Origin of the sequence: Rhizobium sp. BK591, assembly GCF_014195045.1 — a bacterium.
In the GTDB taxonomy this organism is placed as follows: Bacteria; Pseudomonadota; Alphaproteobacteria; order Rhizobiales; family Rhizobiaceae; genus Rhizobium; species Rhizobium anhuiense.
Map to the genome: position 1 here is coordinate 991,759 of NZ_JACIAZ010000002.1, position 18,572 is coordinate 1,010,330.

At 62.6% G+C, this 18,572-nt stretch carries 20 protein-coding genes; 8 read left to right on the forward strand and 12 right to left on the reverse strand.

The genetic code is table 11. The features are described from left to right. Positions 1 to 10: 10 nt before the first annotated feature. From FHX10_RS11790 to FHX10_RS11825, 8 genes are all read right to left on the reverse strand, one after another. Positions 11 to 1,213: a pyridoxal phosphate-dependent aminotransferase gene (locus FHX10_RS11790; RefSeq protein ID WP_168332948.1), complete on the reverse strand. Its 1,203-nt coding sequence runs from the start codon at positions 1,211 to 1,213 to the stop codon at positions 11 to 13. A gap of 61 nt (positions 1,214 to 1,274) precedes the next feature. After that, positions 1,275 to 2,042 (reverse strand): 5-oxoprolinase subunit PxpA, encoded by a 768-nt coding sequence (locus tag FHX10_RS11795; protein ID WP_028758231.1) that lies wholly within the window; start codon positions 2,040 to 2,042, stop codon positions 1,275 to 1,277. 37 nt (positions 2,043 to 2,079) lie between these two features. Beyond that, entirely contained in the window at positions 2,080 to 3,075 is a 996-nt protein-coding gene (locus FHX10_RS11800; protein ID WP_028758232.1) for a biotin-dependent carboxyltransferase family protein, read from the reverse strand. After that, the gene (gene pxpB, locus FHX10_RS11805; RefSeq protein ID WP_097542525.1) at positions 3,072 to 3,779 is read right to left on the reverse strand and encodes a 5-oxoprolinase subunit PxpB; all 708 of its coding nucleotides are present in this window, start codon (positions 3,777 to 3,779) and stop codon (positions 3,072 to 3,074) included. The genes FHX10_RS11800 and pxpB overlap by 4 nt, the downstream gene beginning before the upstream one ends. After that, on the reverse strand, positions 3,776 to 4,201 hold the full coding sequence (locus FHX10_RS11810) for an acetyl-CoA carboxylase biotin carboxyl carrier protein (protein WP_028758234.1): 426 nt from the start codon (positions 4,199 to 4,201) through the stop codon (positions 3,776 to 3,778). The genes pxpB and FHX10_RS11810 overlap by 4 nt, the downstream gene beginning before the upstream one ends. Then, positions 4,198 to 5,583, reverse strand: coding sequence for an acetyl/propionyl/methylcrotonyl-CoA carboxylase subunit alpha (locus FHX10_RS11815; RefSeq protein WP_028758235.1), 1,386 nt, complete (start codon positions 5,581 to 5,583; stop codon positions 4,198 to 4,200). The genes FHX10_RS11810 and FHX10_RS11815 overlap by 4 nt, the downstream gene beginning before the upstream one ends. After that, positions 5,583 to 6,014, reverse strand: coding sequence for an acetyl-CoA carboxylase biotin carboxyl carrier protein (locus FHX10_RS11820; RefSeq protein WP_047612258.1), 432 nt, complete (start codon positions 6,012 to 6,014; stop codon positions 5,583 to 5,585). The genes FHX10_RS11815 and FHX10_RS11820 overlap by 1 nt, the downstream gene beginning before the upstream one ends. Positions 6,015 to 6,185: 171 nt before the next feature. Further along, positions 6,186 to 7,256, reverse strand: coding sequence for a LacI family DNA-binding transcriptional regulator (locus FHX10_RS11825; RefSeq protein WP_097630212.1), 1,071 nt, complete (start codon positions 7,254 to 7,256; stop codon positions 6,186 to 6,188). 222 nt (positions 7,257 to 7,478) lie between these two features. On the opposite strand from FHX10_RS11825, the gene FHX10_RS11830 reads away from it, so the two are divergent. The 7 genes from FHX10_RS11830 (at position 7,479) to ppk2 (ending at position 15,478) form a co-directional block, all read left to right on the forward strand. After that, the gene (locus tag FHX10_RS11830) at positions 7,479 to 8,432 is read left to right on the forward strand and encodes a sugar phosphate isomerase/epimerase family protein (protein WP_097630213.1); all 954 of its coding nucleotides are present in this window, start codon (positions 7,479 to 7,481) and stop codon (positions 8,430 to 8,432) included. 58 nt (positions 8,433 to 8,490) lie between these two features. Continuing rightward, positions 8,491 to 9,723: an ABC transporter substrate-binding protein gene (locus FHX10_RS11835; RefSeq protein WP_028758237.1), complete on the forward strand. Its 1,233-nt coding sequence runs from the start codon at positions 8,491 to 8,493 to the stop codon at positions 9,721 to 9,723. 102 nt (positions 9,724 to 9,825) lie between these two features. After that, positions 9,826 to 10,713 (forward strand): carbohydrate ABC transporter permease, encoded by an 888-nt coding sequence (locus FHX10_RS11840; protein WP_028756035.1) that lies wholly within the window; start codon positions 9,826 to 9,828, stop codon positions 10,711 to 10,713. Further along, positions 10,713 to 11,597 carry a carbohydrate ABC transporter permease gene (locus FHX10_RS11845; RefSeq protein WP_028756034.1) on the forward strand — a complete coding sequence of 295 codons (885 nt, stop codon included), beginning with the start codon at positions 10,713 to 10,715 and terminating at the stop codon, positions 11,595 to 11,597. Before FHX10_RS11840 ends, FHX10_RS11845 begins: the two co-directional genes overlap by 1 nt. Positions 11,598 to 11,604: 7 nt before the next feature. Continuing rightward, positions 11,605 to 12,687, forward strand: coding sequence for an ABC transporter ATP-binding protein (locus FHX10_RS11850; RefSeq protein WP_184389319.1), 1,083 nt, complete (start codon positions 11,605 to 11,607; stop codon positions 12,685 to 12,687). An 84-nt stretch (positions 12,688 to 12,771) separates the two neighbouring features. Beyond that, the gene (locus FHX10_RS11855; protein ID WP_184389322.1) at positions 12,772 to 14,424 is read left to right on the forward strand and encodes a GMC oxidoreductase; all 1,653 of its coding nucleotides are present in this window, start codon (positions 12,772 to 12,774) and stop codon (positions 14,422 to 14,424) included. A gap of 142 nt (positions 14,425 to 14,566) precedes the next feature. Then, complete coding sequence (ppk2, locus tag FHX10_RS11860) at positions 14,567 to 15,478, forward strand: polyphosphate kinase 2 (protein WP_184389325.1); 912 nt, start codon at positions 14,567 to 14,569, stop codon at positions 15,476 to 15,478. Between the two features lie 95 nt (positions 15,479 to 15,573). On the opposite strand, the gene FHX10_RS11865 is transcribed toward ppk2, so the two are convergent. Beyond that, positions 15,574 to 16,449 (reverse strand): aldo/keto reductase family oxidoreductase, encoded by an 876-nt coding sequence (locus FHX10_RS11865; protein ID WP_028755954.1) that lies wholly within the window; start codon positions 16,447 to 16,449, stop codon positions 15,574 to 15,576. A 96-nt stretch (positions 16,450 to 16,545) separates the two neighbouring features. On the opposite strand from FHX10_RS11865, the gene FHX10_RS11870 reads away from it, so the two are divergent. Next, on the forward strand, positions 16,546 to 17,457 hold the full coding sequence (locus FHX10_RS11870) for a LysR family transcriptional regulator (RefSeq protein ID WP_097595504.1): 912 nt from the start codon (positions 16,546 to 16,548) through the stop codon (positions 17,455 to 17,457). Between the two features lie 30 nt (positions 17,458 to 17,487). Here the strand turns inward: FHX10_RS11870 and FHX10_RS11875 are convergent, their stop codons facing one another. The 3 genes from FHX10_RS11875 to rpsU all read right to left on the reverse strand — a co-directional run bounded on the left by FHX10_RS11875 (position 17,488) and on the right by rpsU (position 18,546). Continuing rightward, positions 17,488 to 17,967, reverse strand: coding sequence for a pyridoxamine 5'-phosphate oxidase family protein (locus FHX10_RS11875; protein ID WP_097630372.1), 480 nt, complete (start codon positions 17,965 to 17,967; stop codon positions 17,488 to 17,490). A gap of 95 nt (positions 17,968 to 18,062) precedes the next feature. After that, positions 18,063 to 18,257 (reverse strand): hypothetical protein, encoded by a 195-nt coding sequence (locus FHX10_RS11880; protein ID WP_028755951.1) that lies wholly within the window; start codon positions 18,255 to 18,257, stop codon positions 18,063 to 18,065. Positions 18,258 to 18,309: 52 nt separating this feature from the next. Next, positions 18,310 to 18,546: a 30S ribosomal protein S21 gene (gene rpsU / locus FHX10_RS11885; protein ID WP_028755950.1), complete on the reverse strand. Its 237-nt coding sequence runs from the start codon at positions 18,544 to 18,546 to the stop codon at positions 18,310 to 18,312. Positions 18,547 to 18,572 lie beyond the last annotated feature (26 nt).

Here is an 18,572-nt window from a genome sequence, read left to right on the forward strand (position 1 = left end):
GAGGCTACGCTCAGCGCATATCCCTGCAGAACTGAGCTATGCGCTCGCAGCCTTCGCCGAGCTTTTCCATGCTGGTCGCATAGGAAATACGGAAGAAGGGGCTCATTCCGTAAGCCGCCCCTTGCACGGTCGCGACATGATGCTCTTCGACGAGTGCCATGACGAAATCGACGTCGGTCTCGATCTTTCGCCCGCCCTTGCTGGTCTTGCCGATCAGCCCGGAGATATTGGGGTAGATGTAGAAGGCGCCTTCGGGCCGATGGCACCGCAGCCCTTCCACCTCAGACAATCTGTCGAGGACGAAGTCGCGTCTTTCCTTGTAGATCGCGGCACGCTCCTTCAAGAGATCCTGAGGACCATCAAGCGCCGCGGTCGCCGCTGCCTGCGTCAGCGTCGCGATACCGCCGCCATTCTGGCCGTTGACGTTGCTGACGGCGGAGATCAGGTCTTTCGGCCCGGCGCAGAAGCCGAGCCGCCAGCCTGTCATCGCGTAAGCCTTGGAGACGCCGTTCATCGTTAAAACGCGCTCATAGAGCCTGGGCTCGACTTCGGCGATCGTGCAGAACTGGAAGTCGTCATAGACCAGGTGTTCGTAGATGTCGTCGGTCATGATCCAGACGTTGGGATGGCGCAGCATAACCTCGGCGATGGCGGCCATCTCCGCCCGGGAGCAGGCCGCGCCGGTGGGATTGTTCGGGAAATTCAGGAAGAGCCATTTGGTGCGCGGCGTGATCGCCGCCTCCAGATCCTCCGGACGCAGCTTGAAGCCGGCCTGCTCGTAGCAGGGGACCGGAACCGGGACGCCGCCGGCGAATTTGACGATATCGGCATAGCTGACCCAGGAGGGCGTGGGAATAACGACCTCGTCGCCCGGATTGCAGGTGGCCAGCATGGCATTGAAGATCACCTGCTTGCCGCCGCCGGAGACGACGATCTGGCTGGCATCGTAGTCGAGATTATTGTCGCGTTTGAACTTCCGGATGATGGCGGCCTTCAGCGCCGGCGTGCCGTCCATCGGCGGATATTTCGTATCGCCGGCAAGAGCTGCCGCATGGGCCGCTTCGATTGCGTGCGCCGGGGTGGGGAAATCCGGCTCGCCGGATGACAGGCTGACGACCTTGATGCCCTTGGCGGCAAGTTCCCTAGCGCGCTGGGTCATGGCGGCGGATGCGGAGATGGAGACGTTTTTCAGGCGGTCAGCGATGACGGACATCGACATGGTCCTTCGATGAGAGATGGGAACGGGAGACCGCCCGCAGGCGATCGGGATTGCGTCAGTCGGCGAGTTCGGCGGCGGGCGCGAGCGCGGCACCCGTGGCTTCGATCTCGCCGCGCACGATGCCGGCAAGTTCCAGGGCGCCCGGCGTGTCGCTGTGGACGAGAATGGAGCGGGCCGGCATGGCGATTACGGCTCCGTCGATCGTCTGAACGGTTCCGTCGAGCAGGAATTGTCGGACACGCGCACGTACGGCGGCTTCATCCTTAATGACGGCCCCAGGCAGCCCGCGCGCGACGAGTTTCCCGCCGGCGTCATAGGCCCGGTCGGCGAGGAAAAGCGCCAGCGTCTTCAAACGCGCGCGTTTCGCCGCCCGCTGAATCTCGCTGCCATGGGTGACGAAGACGACGAGACCGGCATCGACCGTGGCGATTGCATCCATCATCAGGTCGGCTAGCACAGGATCGCGATTGACCATATTGCCCATCGCCGCGTGGAAGCTGATATGGGAGACCGTGACACCCTCGGCTTTGGCGATCGCCATCAGTGCGCCCAGCTGATAGAGCATCTGCTGGCGAAGCTCGTCTGCCGGAAACGGTATTTCGCGCCGGCCGAAGCCGAGCCGATCAGGCAGGCCGGGATGCGCGCCGATGCCGACGCCGTTCAGCTTCGCGAGCCGGACCATGCGCCCCATGATCTCGGGGTCGCCGCCGTGGAAACCGCAGGCGATGTTGGCCGACGAGACGAGTTTCATCATCGCTTCGTCGTCGCACAGCCGGTAGGGGCCAAATCCTTCGCCCATGTCGGAATTCAGATCGATCTTCATCGGTTCCTCCTTTTGACGGCCTTTTGGGAGACACCCATTAGGCCATCGCCTTCAGGGCGCGCTTGACCATCCGGCATGTCTGCCTGACATCCTCGACATAGCGGGCGACTGCCTGTTCCACCCTGCGCGCCTCCGCATGCGTCGAGCGAACGAAGCTCAGGCGGGCCCCGATGCGGGCTTGGCCGAGCCGCCAGAGATCGCATTCGATCACGCCGGCGATCTTCGGATAGCCGCCGGCGGTGTTCGCATCGCTCATCTGCACGATCGGTTCGCCACCCGGCGGAACCTGGATCACGCCGGGCACGACGCCGTGGGAGCGCATCTCGATGGACGCCGTCGGCTTGATCGGTTCGCCGGACAGGCGATAGCCCGTCCGGTCGCTGCGAGAGGAAATCCTCCAGGTCTGGCTCCAGAAGGCTTCGCCATCTCCGGCGAAAAGATCATGCTCGCCGGCCGGTAGCGCGCGGATCGGCAATGCGCCGTCGACAGGTGCGGGGAAGACATCGCGCAGTGCCACGGCCGGTTCGACGACGGCGAGACCCGAGGCCGGCAGCATGGTGATCTCGGCATCCTCGCCGACGGCGATCCGATCGCCCTTCGCCAGAGGCCGGCCGGCATTGCCACCGAAACCGCCGCGCAGCGACGTGCTGCGCGAACCCATGACAACGGGAATATCCAGCCCGCCTCCGAGCGAAATATAGGCACGTGCGAGCCGCGGCGGCTGTTTCAGTTCGAGAACCTCTCCGGGCTCTGCCGTATAGGCGCACCAGGCAAGCAGTTCCGATCCGTTGAGATGAAGACTGCCGTCGGCACCGGTCACGGCAAAGACCGTGCGCTGTTCGAAACGCAGGCTGAACGGAAAGGTCTGCACCTCGATCACAGCTGCATTGTCGTCATTGCCGACGAGAATGTTGCCGATCCGGACCGCCAGCGGATCCATGGCGCCGCTCGCCGACACGCCGATGTCGCGATAGCCGGGGCGGCCAAGATCCTGCACCGTGTTGAACGGGCCGCTTTCCAAAATCTCGATCATAATTCGATCCTCGCCGGCAGGAAGCGCACCGTATCGCCCGGCGCCATCATGGCAGGGCTCGGCGAGGTGGGGTCGAACATCTCAAGCGTGGCAAAGCCGATGGAATTCCAGCCATTCGGACCCGTGAGCATGGCGACGCCGGTCTGCATGCCGCCGATGGTCACGCAGCCCTTCGGCATCTTCAACGAGGGAACGGTCTTTCGCGGCATGTAGATACGCGGATCGAGGCCATGCAGATAACCGAAACCGGGAGCGCTGCCCAAGGCGAAGACACGGTAGGTCGCTTCATGATGGATGCGCACGACCTCGCGGTCGCTGAGCCCCGAGAGATCGCAAAGGGCTGCAAGATCGGTCGCATGTTCGCCGCCGTAATGGACGGGGATCTCGATGGTCTTGCCGTTGAGATCGATGCTGCGCGCATTCTCCCATGCCTCCAGCAGCCGGGCGACCATCGTATCGGGAACTTCGGGCGTCTCCTTGAAGATCACCAGCAGGTTGGTCATGCCGGGAATGTTTTCCGCAAGGTCCGGCCAGCTCTTCACCGTCTGGGACAGAGCCCAGATCCGCCGCTGCGCAACGAGGTCGAAATCGCCTGGTGCCTCGAGCAGGAAGGATCTGGCGCCGATCGAGGAAACTCGCGCCCGGCTGTTGGTGGCCGGAACGATCTCACGTTGCGATGCATGTCTGTTCGTCGTGACGATCATGGCTGGAGCTCGATTTCGAACAGAGGATCACCGAAGCCGACCGGCGCGCCGGGTTCTGCGAGCAGCCTGGTCAAAACACCGGAGCGGCCGGCGCGAAGGGGAAGCAGGATATGCCCTACCCCGATGAAGCCGACGATATCCGCATCGGATACGGAGCGCGGCAGTTTTTGCGGCGCGGCGGAGTCGGCCGGATGCTCGACGCAGAAGCGGCCCGCCATCGGCGCCTTTACGACGGCGGATGCTGAGCCGGGAGCGCGTGGCGTCGCTTCGCTCGAGCTGACACGGGCGCCGCTTTTTCCGGCGACGACGATACGAAGCTGTCCGCCCGGCCGGGAGATTTCAAGGCCGTCCACGCCGGCGGCCGTCAGCGCCTCGGTGAGCAATGCGATGGTCGCCGGATCGCTGAAATCGATCGCGCTCATGCCGCCCTCCGCAGCTTCAGCCATTGTTCGAGATAGTGAATGTCGGTCTCACCGCGCGCGAATGCGTCGTCCTCGAATAAAACGCGCAGGAAGGGGATATTGGTGGAAATCCCTTCGACCTCGGTGCCGGCAAGCGCTTCGCGCATTCTTGCCATCGCTTCGGTCCGCGTCGGCGCATGGACGATCAGCTTGGCGATCAGCGAATCGTAATAGGGCGAAACCTTGTAGCCGGCATGAATATGCGTATCGACACGGATGCCTGGTCCCTCGGGCAAGGCCAGACGGGTGACGACACCCGCCGACGGCAGGAAGGTTTCCGGATCCTCGGCGTTGATGCGGCATTCGAAGGAATGGCCTCCGCATGTCACATCGCCTTGGATGAGATCCAGAACGTGACCCTGAGCCGCCCTGATTTGAGCCTGGACGATATCGACACCGCTCGTCATCTCGGTGACGGGATGTTCGACCTGAAGTCGGGTGTTCATCTCGATGAAATAGAAGGCGCCGTCCTCATAGAGAAATTCGAAAGTTCCGACCCCCCGGTAGCCGATCTGAAGGCAGGCCTGCACGCAGGCCATGCCGACCGGCTGAATGATGTCGGGTGCGATCCCCGGCGCCGGCGCCTCCTCAACCACTTTCTGATGGCGGCGCTGCATCGAGCAATCCCGGTGTCCGAGCCACACGGCATTGCCGTGATCGTCGCAAATGACCTGGATCTCGATGTGGCGCGGATGCTCTAAGAATTTCTCCATGTAGAGGGCGGGGGAGCCGAAGGCCTTGCGAGCCTCTTCCCGCGTCAACGCGATTGCTTCATGCAACATATCGGCCTTTGGCACGACGCGCATGCCGCGTCCGCCGCCACCGCCGGCTGCCTTGATGATAACGGGATATCCGATCTCCAGCGCTGTGCGCTCGATGGTGGCAGGGTCGTCGGGCAGCGCCGTGTCCGGGCCGGGAACGCAGGGTACGCCGGCCGCCATCATCGCCCGCTTTGCCGAGATCTTATCGCCCATGATCGCAATCGATGACGCGGTCGGACCGATGAAAATCAGCCCGGCCTTGTCGACGGCGTCGGCGAAGGCGGCGTTTTCCGACAGAAAACCGTAACCCGGATGGATGGCGCCCGCACCGGCAAGACGCGCCGCCAGAAGGATGGCGTCCTGATTGAGATAGCTCTTGGCGGCGCTCGACGGGCCGATGCAGAGAAAGCTGTCGGCGGTACTGCCGTAAGGCGCTTGCCTATCCGCCTCGGAACAGATGGCGACCGTCTTGAGGCCGAGCTCGCGGCAGGCGCGCTGGATCCGGGCGGCGATCTCGCCGCGATTGGCGATCAGAACGGTATCGAAGCGGCCGGCCGCAGATTGTTCAGGCGTTTCCGGCATCAGCCAATCTCCGCGAGCACGTCGCCGGTCTCGACCTCGCCATTGTCGATATGGGTCAGGTGCGTGATGCGCCCGGACCGCGGCGCGGCGATCGTGTTGAAGACCTTCATCGCTTCGATGATGAAGAGCGTCTGCCCCTCCTCCACCGCGTCACCGATCGCGACGAATGGCGGCTCCCCGGGCGCCGGGGCCTTGTGCAGAACGCCGAAGACGGGCGCCTTCACCGCATAGGAGGTTTTCTCGACGCTCGAAGGCGCTTGGGAGACGGGATTTGTCGTCGATTCCGGCTCCTTCGAGGGCTCGGCAACAGCCTCCTGACCCGGCGACGTGCGGAAAATCCGCACCGTCACGTCCTTTTCCGTCACGGTCAGCTCGCTAATGTTCGATCGTCCGACAAAGTCGATCAGCGTCTTGATCTTCGAGAGGTCCATGTGCGTGCTCGGAATTTCAGAATTCCACCGCGCGGACCTGACATCTCACGTCGCTCGGTGTTGTGATTTTTCGTAGCACGACGTGCAGACTGATGGGGTCAGACGAAGTTTTGATGGAGTGCAATCAGCGCCCGATGGGGCATCTCGCCAGCGAGGCCGGTTTCGTCATCGTCAGCTCTTCGGGGCGGCGATGCTCTCCCGCAGAATAAGCCTGCTGCGGATGACGGTGCGGACCTCCGCCGTCTTTTGCCGCTGGTCAATGGCGTCGAGCAGGAGATCGACCGCCGCGCGTCCCATCTCTTCCACCGGCTGCTCGATCGTCGAGAGCGGCGGTGAGGAGAATTCGCAGACGGGCGAGCCGTCGAAGGAGACGACGGACAGATCATCGGGAATGCGCAAGCCCCCCCGCTGGATGCAGCTGACAAATGAGATGGCCATGTCGTCGCTGGTGGCGATCACCGCTGTCGGCTTCTCGGTCAGTTGCGCGAAATCGTCTGCTGCCTGAACGCCGATGTCGAAGCCGCGCTGATAGCCGAGTTCACCGCCCGAGCGGCGCACCAGCTCCTCGGACAGGCCGGCCGCCCCGAGCGCCTCGAGCACGCCGGCATAACGCTCGACATCGTGATAATTGCCTTCAGGCCCGGCGAGATAGAAGAACCGTCGATGGCCCAGCCGGATCAGTTCGGCCGTGACGTCGCGTACCGCCTCGCGGTCGTTGGTAACCACGCTCTGCAGACCGGCATCGCTCATGTCGAGCAGCATCGACACGATCGGCAGGCCGGAGCTCGCCAGCGAGCGTCCGTCCACCTCCGGAAGCTTCGACGACAGGATGATGGCGCCGCGCACGCTGCCGCCGAATGCCAGGTCGAGAATATGCCGTTCGGAAATCTCGTCGCGATCGAGGTTGGCGATCATCAGGTTATAGCCACCCTGGATCAGCGACTTGTTGATGCTCTGCAACACTTGCGGAATGATCTGGGAGACGCCGTAATAGAGCGATCCCGGCAGGATGATCATGATGATGTTGGATTTGCCGACCCTGAGACCGCGCGCCATGGCGTTCGGCGTATAGCCGAGCTGCTTGGCCGCCGCGTTGATCTTGGCGCGCGTCTTTTCGTTGACCCGTCCGGGATTGGCGAGCGCCCGGCTGACCGTCGATATCGCCACACCGGCGAGCCTGGCAACATCGGCCATCAAAGCGCCCGATGGTTCCTCTCCGGCCACATCCTTGTTTTTGTTCATGTTTATTTCATTCTCCCGGATGCTTCGATTTGCAACTCTAGGACAGGCGACGGTTTTTAGCAAACGTTTGCCAAAAACCGCTTGCTTAAAAAACCGGCTTGGCTATTATCTAGTCATGGCAAACGATTGCCATTTCTTAATGCGTTGAAAATCCATGGCTTATTGGATGCGGAACTCTCCTTCCGCACGCGGGTAGGTCATGCCTCGAGAAATGGATAGGTTATGACTTCTGGCGATAGGCTGCGCTTCGGCGTCGATCTCGTGACATTTTTCCATCCCGGCTTCTGGGGCGTCGACAGCCACGATGCGATCGTCGACCATGCACGCGCTAAGCCGCGGGCCTTCTGGGACAAGATCCTCGACAGTGTCCAGGCCTCCGGCGTTACCGGCGTCGAGCTGACCTTTTCTCCCTTCAACTGGCAGGACGCGATCAAGACCTATGGTTCCGTCGATGCTTTCGCAGCCGAGCTGTCAACACGCGGTCTGACGCTGTGCAGCGGTTTCTTTGCGGAACTTGAGGCGGCCGGCGACTTCGCCGAGCCCGAGGCCCAGCGCGCGCTGATCGACAAGGCGGAACGCTATGCCGACTTCCTGAAAGCCTGCGGCAGCGACATCATGGTGATCGGCGCGCCCTTACGCCAGACGCTCGGCGCCCAGCCGGTGCAGTTCCATGATTTCGACCGCGCCAAGGTGATCGCCGATTTTCTGAACCGGCTCGGCGCGACCCTCCATGCCAAGGGCGTACGGCTTGCGCTGCACACCGAGGCGCACTCGATCTTTGCCGCCGCGCGCGACGTCGATCTGATGATGCTTTTGACCGACCCGGCCTATGTGCACATGTGTCCGGACACCGCCCACATCATCGTTGCCGGCTCCGATCCCGTCCAACTCGTCGATCGCCATCACGAGCGCATGATCATCGCCCACTGGAAGGATGCGATCGGCCCGATGCCCGCCGACACGCCGATCGACAAGCATATCCATGAACGCCACCAGCCCTATTTCTGCAGCTTCGGCCTCGGACGGGTCGACTGGCCGGCCTGGATCCGGCTGCTGCGCGACCGGGCCTATGAAGGCTGGGCGATCCTCGAACTCGATGCCGCGCCGGATCCCGTCCGCGACATCGCCAACGGGCTCACGCTCGTCCGGCAGGCGCTCCTGCCGATCTATCGCTGACAACAATTCCGACGACAACAAACGCCCCGCAAAGAGGGCATTTTCAAGAGGTGGAACTATGAAGACCATGATGAAGCTTTTTCTTGCCGGCGTGGCATTCGCCGGTCTCATGACCTCGGCGCATGCCGAGGACAAGCCGACGATCGAGATCATGTCGTCCTGGACGTCGGGCGGCGAAGCGGCGGCCCTCAACGTCATCAAGACTGAGTTCGAAAAACGCGGCGGCGTCTGGAAGGATTCCTCGATCGCCGGCTTCGGTGCCGCCGATGCCGCCTTCCAGAACCGCATCGTCGCCGGTGACGCGCCCGGCGCCAAGCAGGGCGTCATCGGGCTGGCTGCCGCCGATTTCATCAACCAGGGCCTGTTCAATCCGATCGACGACGTGGCCGCCGGCGGCAAATGGGCCGACGCCCTGCCGAAATCGATCCATGATCTCATCTCCTATGACGGCAAGGTCTACCTTGCGCCGACCGGTGCCCATGGCGAAAGCTGGCTCTTTTATTCCAAGGAAGCCTTCGGCAAGGCCGGCATCGCGCAAGAGCCCAAGACTTGGGACGAGCTCTTTGCCGATCTCGACAAGCTGAAGGCTGCCGGTATGGTTCCGGTCGCCTGGGGCGGCCAGCCCTGGCAGCAGACCAAGGTCTTCAACATGATCCTGCTCTCGCAGGTCGGCATCGACGGATTCCTGAAGATCTATGTCGACAAAGACAAGAGCCCGGCATCGGTCGAGGGCGTGAAAAAGACCCTTGCAATCCTCGGCAAGCTGCGCGGCTATGTCGACGCGGGTGCCGCCGGCCGCAACTGGAACGACGCGACCGCCATGCTGATCACCGCCAAAGCCGGCGTGCAGTTCATGGGCGACTGGGCCAAAGGCGAATTCACCGTCGCCGGCAAGGAGCCGGGCAAGGACTACGGCTGCATGATCGTTCCGGAGTCGAAGGGCATGGTCTACATCGCCGACGCCCTCTGGTTCCCCAAAACAGGCAAGGCCGAAACCGACAAGGCCCAGAAACTGCTCGCCGAAGTCGTCATGGACCCGACCATCCAGGTCGAATTTGCTCTCAAGAAGGGCTCGGTTCCGATGCGCGCCGACGTCGACAAGTCGAAGCTGGACGCCTGCGCCCAGAAGGGCGTCGAGCTGATGAGCGCCGGCGCCATCGTGCCGGATCAGGCGATCGTGCTGACGCCCCAGCAGGTCGGTGCGCTCGACGATTTCGTCGACGAATATTGGAGCGGCGGCTCGAACGATGCAGGCGCTGCGGCCGAAAACTTCTTCGCCATCTTCGAGTAGGATAGTGACTGTGGCGTCGGTCTGACCCGACGCCACAGCTGCCGGGCGCCGCCTCGCGCGGCGGCGCCAGCCCTGCTTTCCATTCCGTCAACGAGCTGGCCGATGTCCGTCAAACGCAAGCCCAATCTTTCCGCCACCATCGCGCTGCTGCCGACATGGTTCGTTGCGGTCGTGGTCTTCATCGGCACCATGGCCTGGTCGATCCGGCTGTCCTTTACCAATTCGACGCTCTTTCCGTCCTCGAGCTATGTCGGCTTCGCCCAATATTCGAAGCTCTTCTCTTCCGCCAAATGGCTGGCATCGCTGCAAAACGTGTTGATCTTCGGCGTCCTTTACGTCGCAGGCTGTCTGCTGCTCGGCTTCCTGCTGGCCGCAGCACTGGACCGCAAGATCCGTTTCGAAAGCGCCTTCAGAACCATATTCCTCTATCCCTACGCCATGTCCTTCGTGGTGACGGGACTGATCTGGCAATGGATGCTCAATCCGACGCTCGGCATCCAGGCAAGCGTGCGCTCGCTCGGCTGGGAAAGCTTCGTCCTCGACTGGGTGGTCAACCGCGACATGGCGATCTATGCGCTGGTGCTTGCCGGCGTCTGGCAGGGCGCGGGGCTGGTCATGGTCATTGCGCTCGCCGGCATGCGCGGCATCGAGGCCGAGCAGTGGAAGGCGGCGCGGATCGACGGCATTCCCGTCTGGCGGATCTATGTCTCGATCATCCTGCCGCAGCTCGGGCCGGCGCTGGCCGCCGCCGGCATGCTGCTCGCCATGGGCGTGATCAAGACCTATGACATAGTCGTCGCCATGACCAATGGCGGCCCCGGCAATGCGACCGAGGTGCCTGCGAAATTCATCATGGACAATCTGTTCGGACGCCAGAACCTCGGCCTCGCCACAGCCGGCGCGACGGTGCTTGTCCTCGGCGTGATCATCGCCGTCGCCCCATTCCGCTACATCATGCACATGCGCGACAAAGCGAAGGGAGCCGCGTGATGGCCGATCCTCATCCGAACGGGCCGAAACCGGCACGGATCACCGCCGGGCGCATCGGCCTCTATGCCTTCCTCGTCGTCGCCGCACTGTTCTTCCTTCTGCCGCTCTATACCATGGTCGTCACCTCCTTGAAGTCCATGGACGAAATCCGGCTCGGGCAGATCTTTTCCCTGCCGGCGACGCTCGATTTCTCTGCCTGGATGACCGCCTGGTCGGGCGCCTGCATGGGAACCGTCTGCGTCGGCATTCGCAGCGGCTTCTGGAATTCGGTGGCGATCACCCTTCCCTCGGTCGCGCTCTCGGTCTTCATCGGCGCCGTCAATGGCTATGCGCTGTCGCTTTGGCGGCCGCGCGGGGCAAACCTGCTTTTCGGCCTGCTGATGGCCGGCGGCCTCATCCCCTACCAGATCTTCCTCTATCCGATGGTCCGGGCGATGGCGAATATCGATCTCTACAATTCGCTGGCGGGTATCATCCTCGTGCATGTCATCTTCGGCCTGCCGTTGGTGACGCTGCTCTTCCGCAACTATTTCGTCAGCGTGCCGGAAGAGCTCTGCAAGGCGGCGCGCGTCGACGGCGCGGGCTTCTGGCGCATCTTTTTCGAGATCATGCTGCCGATTGCCGTACCGATGGTCGTCGTGGTCTCCATGCTGCAGTTCACCGGCATCTGGAACGACTTCCTGCTCGGTCTCGTCTTTGCCGGACGCGACAACCTGCCGATGACCGTGCAGCTCAACAATATTGTCAACACCACGATGGGCGAGCGCACCTACAACGTGAACATGGCGGCGACCATCCTGACCGCCATTGTTCCGCTCGCAATCTATTTCCTGTCCGGCCGCTGGTTCGTGCGCGGCATCGCGGCCGGCGCCGTCAAGGGGTAACGCTTCCATGCAAACTGCCGTCTCCGTCAAGGATCTGAAGATCGCCTATGGCGACCATACGGTGATCGAGAAGATGTCGATCGACATCGCGCCACGAGAGTTCCTGGTGCTGCTCGGCCCTTCCGGCTGCGGCAAGTCCACGCTTCTGAACGCCATTGCCGGCCTTCAGGACATTACATCAGGTGAGGTCTGGATCTCCGGCAAGAACGTCAGCTGGGAGGAGCCGAAGGATCGCGGCATCGGCATGGTCTTCCAGTCCTACGCGCTCTATCCCCGCATGTCGGTGCGCAAAAACCTCTCCTTCGGACTTCGCGTCGCCGGCCTGCCGAAATCCGAGATCGAGGCGCGTGTTGCCCGCACCGCCGCCCTTCTCCACCTCGACAAGCTGCTCGACCGGCGCCCGGCCGCGCTTTCGGGCGGCCAGCGCCAGCGCGTCGCCATCGGCCGGGCGCTGGTGCGCGAAGTCGATGTTTTCCTGTTCGACGAACCGCTGTCGAACCTCGACGCCAAACTGCGCAACGAATTGCGCGTCGAAATCAAGAAGCTGCATCAGCGCCTCGGCAACACGATGATCTATGTCACCCATGACCAGGTCGAGGCCCTGACGCTTGCCGACCGCATCGCCATCATGCGCGATGGCGTGATCCAGCAGCTCGCCTCCCCGGCGGAGATCTACCGCCGCCCGGCCAATCTGTTCGTTGCCGGTTTCATCGGCGCTCCGGCGATGAATTTTATCGAGGGCCGGATCGAGCGCAGCGTCGGGGCGCCGGTCTTCCGAGGTAACGGGCTGACCATCGATCTTTCCGGTTATTCTTTCCGTGCCGTCGCGGCGGACGGCCCGGCTACACTCGGCTTTCGCCCGGAACACCTTGTGCTCGATGGGTTCACCAGTGGCCTGCCCACCATTCCCGGCCGCGTTTCTGTGGTCGAGCCGATGGGCCCGGATGCTGTTATCTGGTTCGATTGGGCAGACCAAAGCCTCTCGCTCCGGCTGATGGGCGATGTCACCCTCGAGCCTGGCGACGCGGTCACGCCCGGGCTCGATATCGCCAAGGCGTCCCTCTTCGGCGCCGACGGATCGCGGCTGTGACGTGGCATCCCTTTGTTTTCCCGCAATTCCGGACGCGCTTGGCGCCGTCTTGAGGGATTGCTCAAGAACAGGATTTTGAAAGACATGTCTGAGATCGTCTATGATGCGCTGGTGATCGGCTCCGGCGCGGCGGGTTCCTTCGCGGTCAAAGAACTGACGGCCCAAGGACTGTCGGTGCTGCTGCTCGAGGCCGGTCCCGCCGTCGGGCCGAAGGATTTCGATCCCGCCCGCAAGAAGGCGCCGGCAAGCAGCATCAATATCTGGGAGCGCGCGCGCGCCACCCTCAAGGGCCAGCCGATCCAGGCGCGCGCGGCGTTTTTCACGGAGCGTTTCAGCCACTTCTTCGTCAACGACCGCAAGAACCCCTATACGACGCCGAAGGGCGCGCCCTTCCTGTGGATCCGCGGCCGCCAGGGCGGCGGGCGCCTCCACAGTTTCGGCCGGGTGCTGCTGCGCTGGACCGACGACGATTTCAAGCTCCGCTCGCGCACGGGAAAGGGCATCGACTGGCCGGTCTCCTATGACGAGCTGACGCCTTTCTACGACGAGGTCGAGGCCTATCTCGGGCTCTACGGCAACAAGGACAACGTGGCGACACTGCCGGACGGCGTCTATGCGAAGCCGGCCAGCCTGACGCCGGCCGAACAGACCTTTAAGCAGGCGGTGGAAAGCCGCTGGCCGGAGCGGAACGTCGTCTCCTGGCGTTATATCGCGCCCGATGCCGACCGCATGCCGCGACCGCTGCGCGAAGCAAAGGCGACCGGCCAGCTGAGCGTCCGCTACGACGCCGTCGTTCGTCGCATCACCACGGATGAGAAGACGCGCCGCGCCACCGGCGCGGAGTTCATCGATCGCAATACGGGCGAAGTATCGACCGCGCGGGCTGCGATGGTTGTGCTTTCGGCCTCGCCGATAGAGAGCGTGCGATTGCTGTTGAATTCGGCTTCGGCGAAACATCCGGGCGGGCTTGGCAACGGTTCGGGCGCCCTCGGCCGCTATTTCATGGATCAGCTTCCGTGTCTCGCGTTCGGCTCCTTTTCGAAGGCCAAGGGTTGGGCGACGGACGAGTCCGCGCCGACCGACCCGTTCTACAATCCGTCGGGCGGGATCTTCATTCCCCGCTTCGGCGAGGGCGACGCCGCCCGCGGCGATTTCGACTACCAGGGAAGCGTCGGCCGGGCGCCGGTCTCCGCGGACGCAGATGCGCGTCTCGCCTTCTTTGGTTTCGGCCGAATGCTGCCCTATGCCGACAATCGCATCACGCTCGACGCCAAGCGCAGGGATGCCTGGAACATTCCCGTGCCGCATATCCGCTGCGTCATGCAGGAGGAGGAGCAGGCGCTGCTCAAAAGGCAGGAAGAAACGCTGATTGCCATGATCAAGGAGGTCGGCGGCGACCTCGAATTCATTGGTTCGCCCACCGGCCTCAAGGAGATGGGCAAAGGCGCCTTTCCCGAAGCCGATGCCTTCAGCCGTTTCATGTTCCGCACATGGTTCCGCAAGACCATGTGCATGGGCGCGGCCATTCATGAGACGGGCGGCGCGCGCATGGGCGAAACCCCGGAGGCTTCGGTGCTCAATCCCTACAACCAGGTGTGGGATGCGCCGAACCTGATCGTCACCGATGCCAGCGCCTTTCCCGGCAGCGGCATCGCCGGCACGACGCTCACCGTCATGGCCCTGACGATCCGCGCCTGCCGGAACCTTGTCGACCAGTACCGAGCAGGGCAGCTGTAGACGCACTGATCCCACTCGGCACCTGTTTCTGTCGAGTGCGTGGAACGAGAGAGGCAAGTAGCCGTTTTGGTCTTCGCGAAGTGGTCGTCACACAAACTTCGCACTGACATGCTCCTGTCAAAAGAAGCAAAAGGAAAAGGCCATGTCGCAATCACATCACCAGCTCAACCGGATCAAGGCCGAAATCGCCGACAGCTTCGATGAGGAGCTGGAAATGCAGATGGAGGAAGACCGGCTGGACGATCTGGTCGCCGAAGGAATGTCGGAACCGGCGGAGCAGACGCTCGAGCGAAAGATCTACTTCCGGGAGCTTTTCCGGCTTCAGCATGAACTGGTGCGGCTGCAGGACTGGGTTCAGCATAAGAAGCTGAAAGTGGTGGTACTGTTTGAAGGTCGGGATTCGGCCGGCAAGGGAGGCGCGATCAAGCGCGTGACCCAGCGGCTTAATCCTCGCGTATGCCGGACGGTCGCGCTGCCCGCCCCGACCGAGCGGGAGCGGCATCAATGGTATTTCCAGCGTTATGTCCCGCATCTTCCGACAGCCGGTGAAATGGTGCTCTTCGACCGAAGCTGGTACAATCGCGCCGGTGTCGAGCGCGTCATGGGGTTCTGCACCCCTGATGAACTCGAGGAATTCTTCCGCTCGGTGCCTGAATTCGAGCGGATGCTGGTCCGTTCCGGGATCGTGCTGATCAAGTACTGGTTTTCGATCACCGACGAAGAGCAGGAATTCCGCTTCAAGATGCGCATCCACGATCCGCTGAAGCAGTGGAAGCTCTCGCCGATGGATATGGAGAGCCGTGTCCATTGGGAGGAATACACCAAGGCCAAGGAAGAGATGCTGGCGCGCACGCACACCAAGGATGCACCCTGGTGGGTGGTGCAGGCCGTGGATAAGAAACGGGCGCGGTTGAACTGCATCGCCCATCTTCTCGAGCAGATCCCTTACGAGGATGTTCCGAAACCGGAGATCCAGTTGCCGGACCGCATCCGTCACGCCGATTACAATAGGGCGCCGGTTCCGGCTGAAATGCTCGTGCCGGAGCGCTATTGAGGTGGGGCCGCAATCGGCGGCCCAGAATTGTGCCGCTACGCCATGCAATAGCGTGGCGTAGCGATCGGGGATCAGCTGCGATCTTGCGATAACCGTCAGGCGGCGATATCAGCCATGCGGTTCAATTCCCAGACGGCGTCATCCGGCAGTGCGAGGCTGGCGGTGGCGAGGTTCTCCCTGAGATGGCCGACGGACGAGGTGCCCGGGATCAGCAGGATGTTTTCCGCGCGACGCAGCAGCCAGGCGAGCGCCACCTGCATGGGCGTGGCATCAAGGCGGGCGGCGACATCGGACAGGGTGGACGACTGCAGCGGGGTGAACCCGCCGAGCGGGAAGAACGGCACATAGGCGGTGCCTTCGCGGGCGAGATCGTCGATCAGCTCGTCGTCGGCCCGATACGCCAGATTGTATTGGTTCTGCACGCAGACGATCTCGGTGATCCGGCGGCCCTCGGCGATCTGCCTCGATGTGGCGTTGCTCAGCCCGACGTGACGAACCAGACCTTGCCGCTGCAGGTCGGCGAGGACCGTCAGCGGTGCTTCGATCGACCCTTCGGCTGGGCCGTGCACGTCGAACATGATCCTGAGATTGACGACATCAAGCACATCGAGGCCGAGATTGCGGAGATTGTCGTGGACTGCCTGCGTCAGTTCCTCCCGCGAGAACGCCGGAATCCATGATCCGTCCGTGCCGCGGCGGGCGCCGATCTTGGTGACGATGACGAGATCGTCGCGATAGGGATGGAGCGCTTCACGGATGATCTGGTTGGTGACGTGCGGGCCATAGAAGTCGCTGGTGTCGATGTGATTGACGCCGCTTTCCACCGCCTCGCGCAGCACGGCCAGGGCCGCGCCATGATTCCTGGGCGGGCCGAACACGCCGGGGCCGGCAAGCTGCATGGCGCCGTAGCCGAGCCGCTTCACGCTGCGACCGCCGAGATTGAAACTGCCGGCCTGATCGATAATGGACATGGTCTCACTCCTTTCAAGAGATGACACCAAGATAGGCGCTGTCGACGCGTGGGATAATCAGGTACAAACCGCACGGGTTGTGCGGAGTGGCGAACAATGAAAGTCGACCTGGGTGATCTGAATGCGTTCGTTGCCGTGGCGCGGGCCGGCGGTTTTCGCGAGGGCGCGCGCGCCAGCGGCGGCAGCGCCTCCTTCCTCAGCGAAGCGGTGCGACGCCTGGAGGCCGAGCTCGGTGTTCGGCTGCTCAACCGCACGACGCGCAGCGTCGTCCCCACCGAAGCGGGCAAGGGACTATTGGATCGGCTTGGCCCTGCCTTGAGCGAGGTGGAGTCTGCCCTCGACGTGGTCAACGGATTTCGGGACAGGCCGGCTGGTGCGTTGCGCCTCAACGTGCCGGTCAGCGCGGCGCGGCTGGTGCTGCCGGCCATCATTCCACCGTTCCTCGCCGCCTATCCCGACATTCGGCTGGAAGTCGTTGCAGAGGAGAGCTTCGTCGACGTGCTGGCTGCCGGCTGCGATGCAGGCATCCGTTATGACGAGCGGCTGGAGCAGGATATGATCGCAGTGCCGATCGGGCCACGCATCCAGCGTTTTGCCACTGCGGCTTCGCCCGACTACCTCGATCGCCGTGGCCGGCCGCAACACCCTCGCGAGTTGCTCGGCCATGCCTGTCTGCTGGGTCGTTTTGCCAGCGGTGCGCTGACGTCCCCGTGGGAATTCGAGCGAGACGGCGAGGTGGTACGGGTCGAACCGACCGGACCATTGATCGTCAGGGTCGGCGGGGCAATGGATCTTGCCGTCGACGCCGCAATATCGGGCACGGGGATCATCTCCGTTTTCGAGGACTGGCTGCGCCCGCATCTTGACAGCGGTGCGCTCGAACCCATCCTCGAACCGTGGTGGCAGAGCTTTTCCGGGCCGTTCCTCTATTATCCCGGTCGGCGCCTGGTGCCCGCACCGCTGCGGGCCTTCATCGACTTCGTCAAGGCATCGGCAAACCAGGCCTAAGGCCCGTCGTCTGCAAAACGTATCTCAGCGTCAGAGTTTGACCTCGGCATTGTCGCCCATATCGGGTTTGCTGTTCGAGACCGCGGCGGCCGCCATCTTGATATAGCTGATGATGGCGCCCGGGCTGTCCCAATATTCTGCCGAAGAAGGGGTAATCTTGAGGATGCGGATGGAGGGGTCAGCAGGATTGTCCCACCACGCCTTTGCCGGCGTCGCCCATAATTCCCTGATCTTGTCGCGGTCGTTCTGCACTTCGGCTGTGCCTGACACGGAAACATATTTTTGTCCCTTGGTGTCGGCAAAGGCCAGGCACACATTTGGCCAGCGAACGATCTCATCGTCCTTGTGGCTGCTGACATCCGTCAGAAAATAGATCGCGTTCTCGATTTGCGCGGTATAGGCGGACATCGGGCGGGCTCTGAGATCGTCGCCACTGCGCGTTGTCAGCATGCAAAACCCGATCTTGTCGATCAGCTCCCATACCCGCATCGCATCGTCATGCTCGGCCATCATCATCTCCATCTGTCAAGGAGACGGAGTAACCATCTGCCGCGACCGATGTTCCGCGCCGGCAGCCACGCTCTGATAGCCACTGCGCCCGCGCCTCAATGGACGCTTGGGGTTTTCATGACCATTGCGAAGTCTTCCGCGACCAGTTCGCTGACGGCGATGAGGATTTCTTCCCGGGAAAAGCCCGATGTCAAAGCACTCTGGATCAGATCCTGCAGATCCGGCTCCACGACATCGCGGCAATCCTCGAGGCGTTCTTCCGAAACGGTGAGGCTATTGAGTTCGTCCATTGTCTGTTCCTTTCAGGGAATGTAACCGCCGAAACCCGGTCGGAATGGGTCGCTAACGGGCGGCCACCGCCCGTTTTGGCGCGGCGATCAGACCTTCACGCTGCATCTTCTTGCGTGCGGCCTTGCGGTGCCGGCTGATCGCCTGCGCCTTTTCCCTGACACGCCGTTCGGACGGCTTCTCATAAGCGCGCCGTTCCTTCATTTCACGAAACAGCCCTTCGCGCTGCATTTTCTTTTTCAAGACCCTGAGTGCTTGATCGACATTATTGTCTCTGACGAGTACCTGCATTTCGAGTTCTCCTTGTTTGGATGGTG

Coding starts and splice junctions, on each gene's coding strand:
- FHX10_RS11815 (WP_028758235.1), bottom strand. CDS start 5,583: ATGCCGGAAACGCCTGAACAATCTGCGGCCGGCCGCTTCGATACCGTT.
- rpsU (WP_028755950.1), bottom strand. CDS start 18,546: ATGCAGGTACTCGTCAGAGACAATAATGTCGATCAAGCACTCAGGGTC.
- FHX10_RS11855 (WP_184389322.1), top strand. CDS start 12,772: ATGTCTGAGATCGTCTATGATGCGCTGGTGATCGGCTCCGGCGCGGCG.
- FHX10_RS11820 (WP_047612258.1), bottom strand. CDS start 6,014: ATGGACCTCTCGAAGATCAAGACGCTGATCGACTTTGTCGGACGATCG.
- FHX10_RS11795 (WP_028758231.1), bottom strand. CDS start 2,042: ATGAAGATCGATCTGAATTCCGACATGGGCGAAGGATTTGGCCCCTAC.
- FHX10_RS11875 (WP_097630372.1), bottom strand. CDS start 17,967: ATGGCCGAGCATGACGATGCGATGCGGGTATGGGAGCTGATCGACAAG.
- FHX10_RS11835 (WP_028758237.1), top strand. CDS start 8,491: ATGAAGACCATGATGAAGCTTTTTCTTGCCGGCGTGGCATTCGCCGGT.
- FHX10_RS11810 (WP_028758234.1), bottom strand. CDS start 4,201: ATGAGCGCGATCGATTTCAGCGATCCGGCGACCATCGCATTGCTCACC.
- FHX10_RS11840 (WP_028756035.1), top strand. CDS start 9,826: ATGTCCGTCAAACGCAAGCCCAATCTTTCCGCCACCATCGCGCTGCTG.
- FHX10_RS11845 (WP_028756034.1), top strand. CDS start 10,713: ATGGCCGATCCTCATCCGAACGGGCCGAAACCGGCACGGATCACCGCC.
- FHX10_RS11830 (WP_097630213.1), top strand. CDS start 7,479: ATGACTTCTGGCGATAGGCTGCGCTTCGGCGTCGATCTCGTGACATTT.
- FHX10_RS11825 (WP_097630212.1), bottom strand. CDS start 7,256: ATGAACAAAAACAAGGATGTGGCCGGAGAGGAACCATCGGGCGCTTTG.
- FHX10_RS11790 (WP_168332948.1), bottom strand. CDS start 1,213: ATGTCCGTCATCGCTGACCGCCTGAAAAACGTCTCCATCTCCGCATCC.
- FHX10_RS11865 (WP_028755954.1), bottom strand. CDS start 16,449: ATGTCCATTATCGATCAGGCCGGCAGTTTCAATCTCGGCGGTCGCAGC.
- ppk2 (WP_184389325.1), top strand. CDS start 14,567: ATGTCGCAATCACATCACCAGCTCAACCGGATCAAGGCCGAAATCGCC.
- FHX10_RS11870 (WP_097595504.1), top strand. CDS start 16,546: ATGAAAGTCGACCTGGGTGATCTGAATGCGTTCGTTGCCGTGGCGCGG.
- FHX10_RS11850 (WP_184389319.1), top strand. CDS start 11,605: ATGCAAACTGCCGTCTCCGTCAAGGATCTGAAGATCGCCTATGGCGAC.
- pxpB (WP_097542525.1), bottom strand. CDS start 3,779: ATGATCGTCACGACGAACAGACATGCATCGCAACGTGAGATCGTTCCG.
- FHX10_RS11880 (WP_028755951.1), bottom strand. CDS start 18,257: ATGGACGAACTCAATAGCCTCACCGTTTCGGAAGAACGCCTCGAGGAT.
- FHX10_RS11800 (WP_028758232.1), bottom strand. CDS start 3,075: ATGATCGAGATTTTGGAAAGCGGCCCGTTCAACACGGTGCAGGATCTT.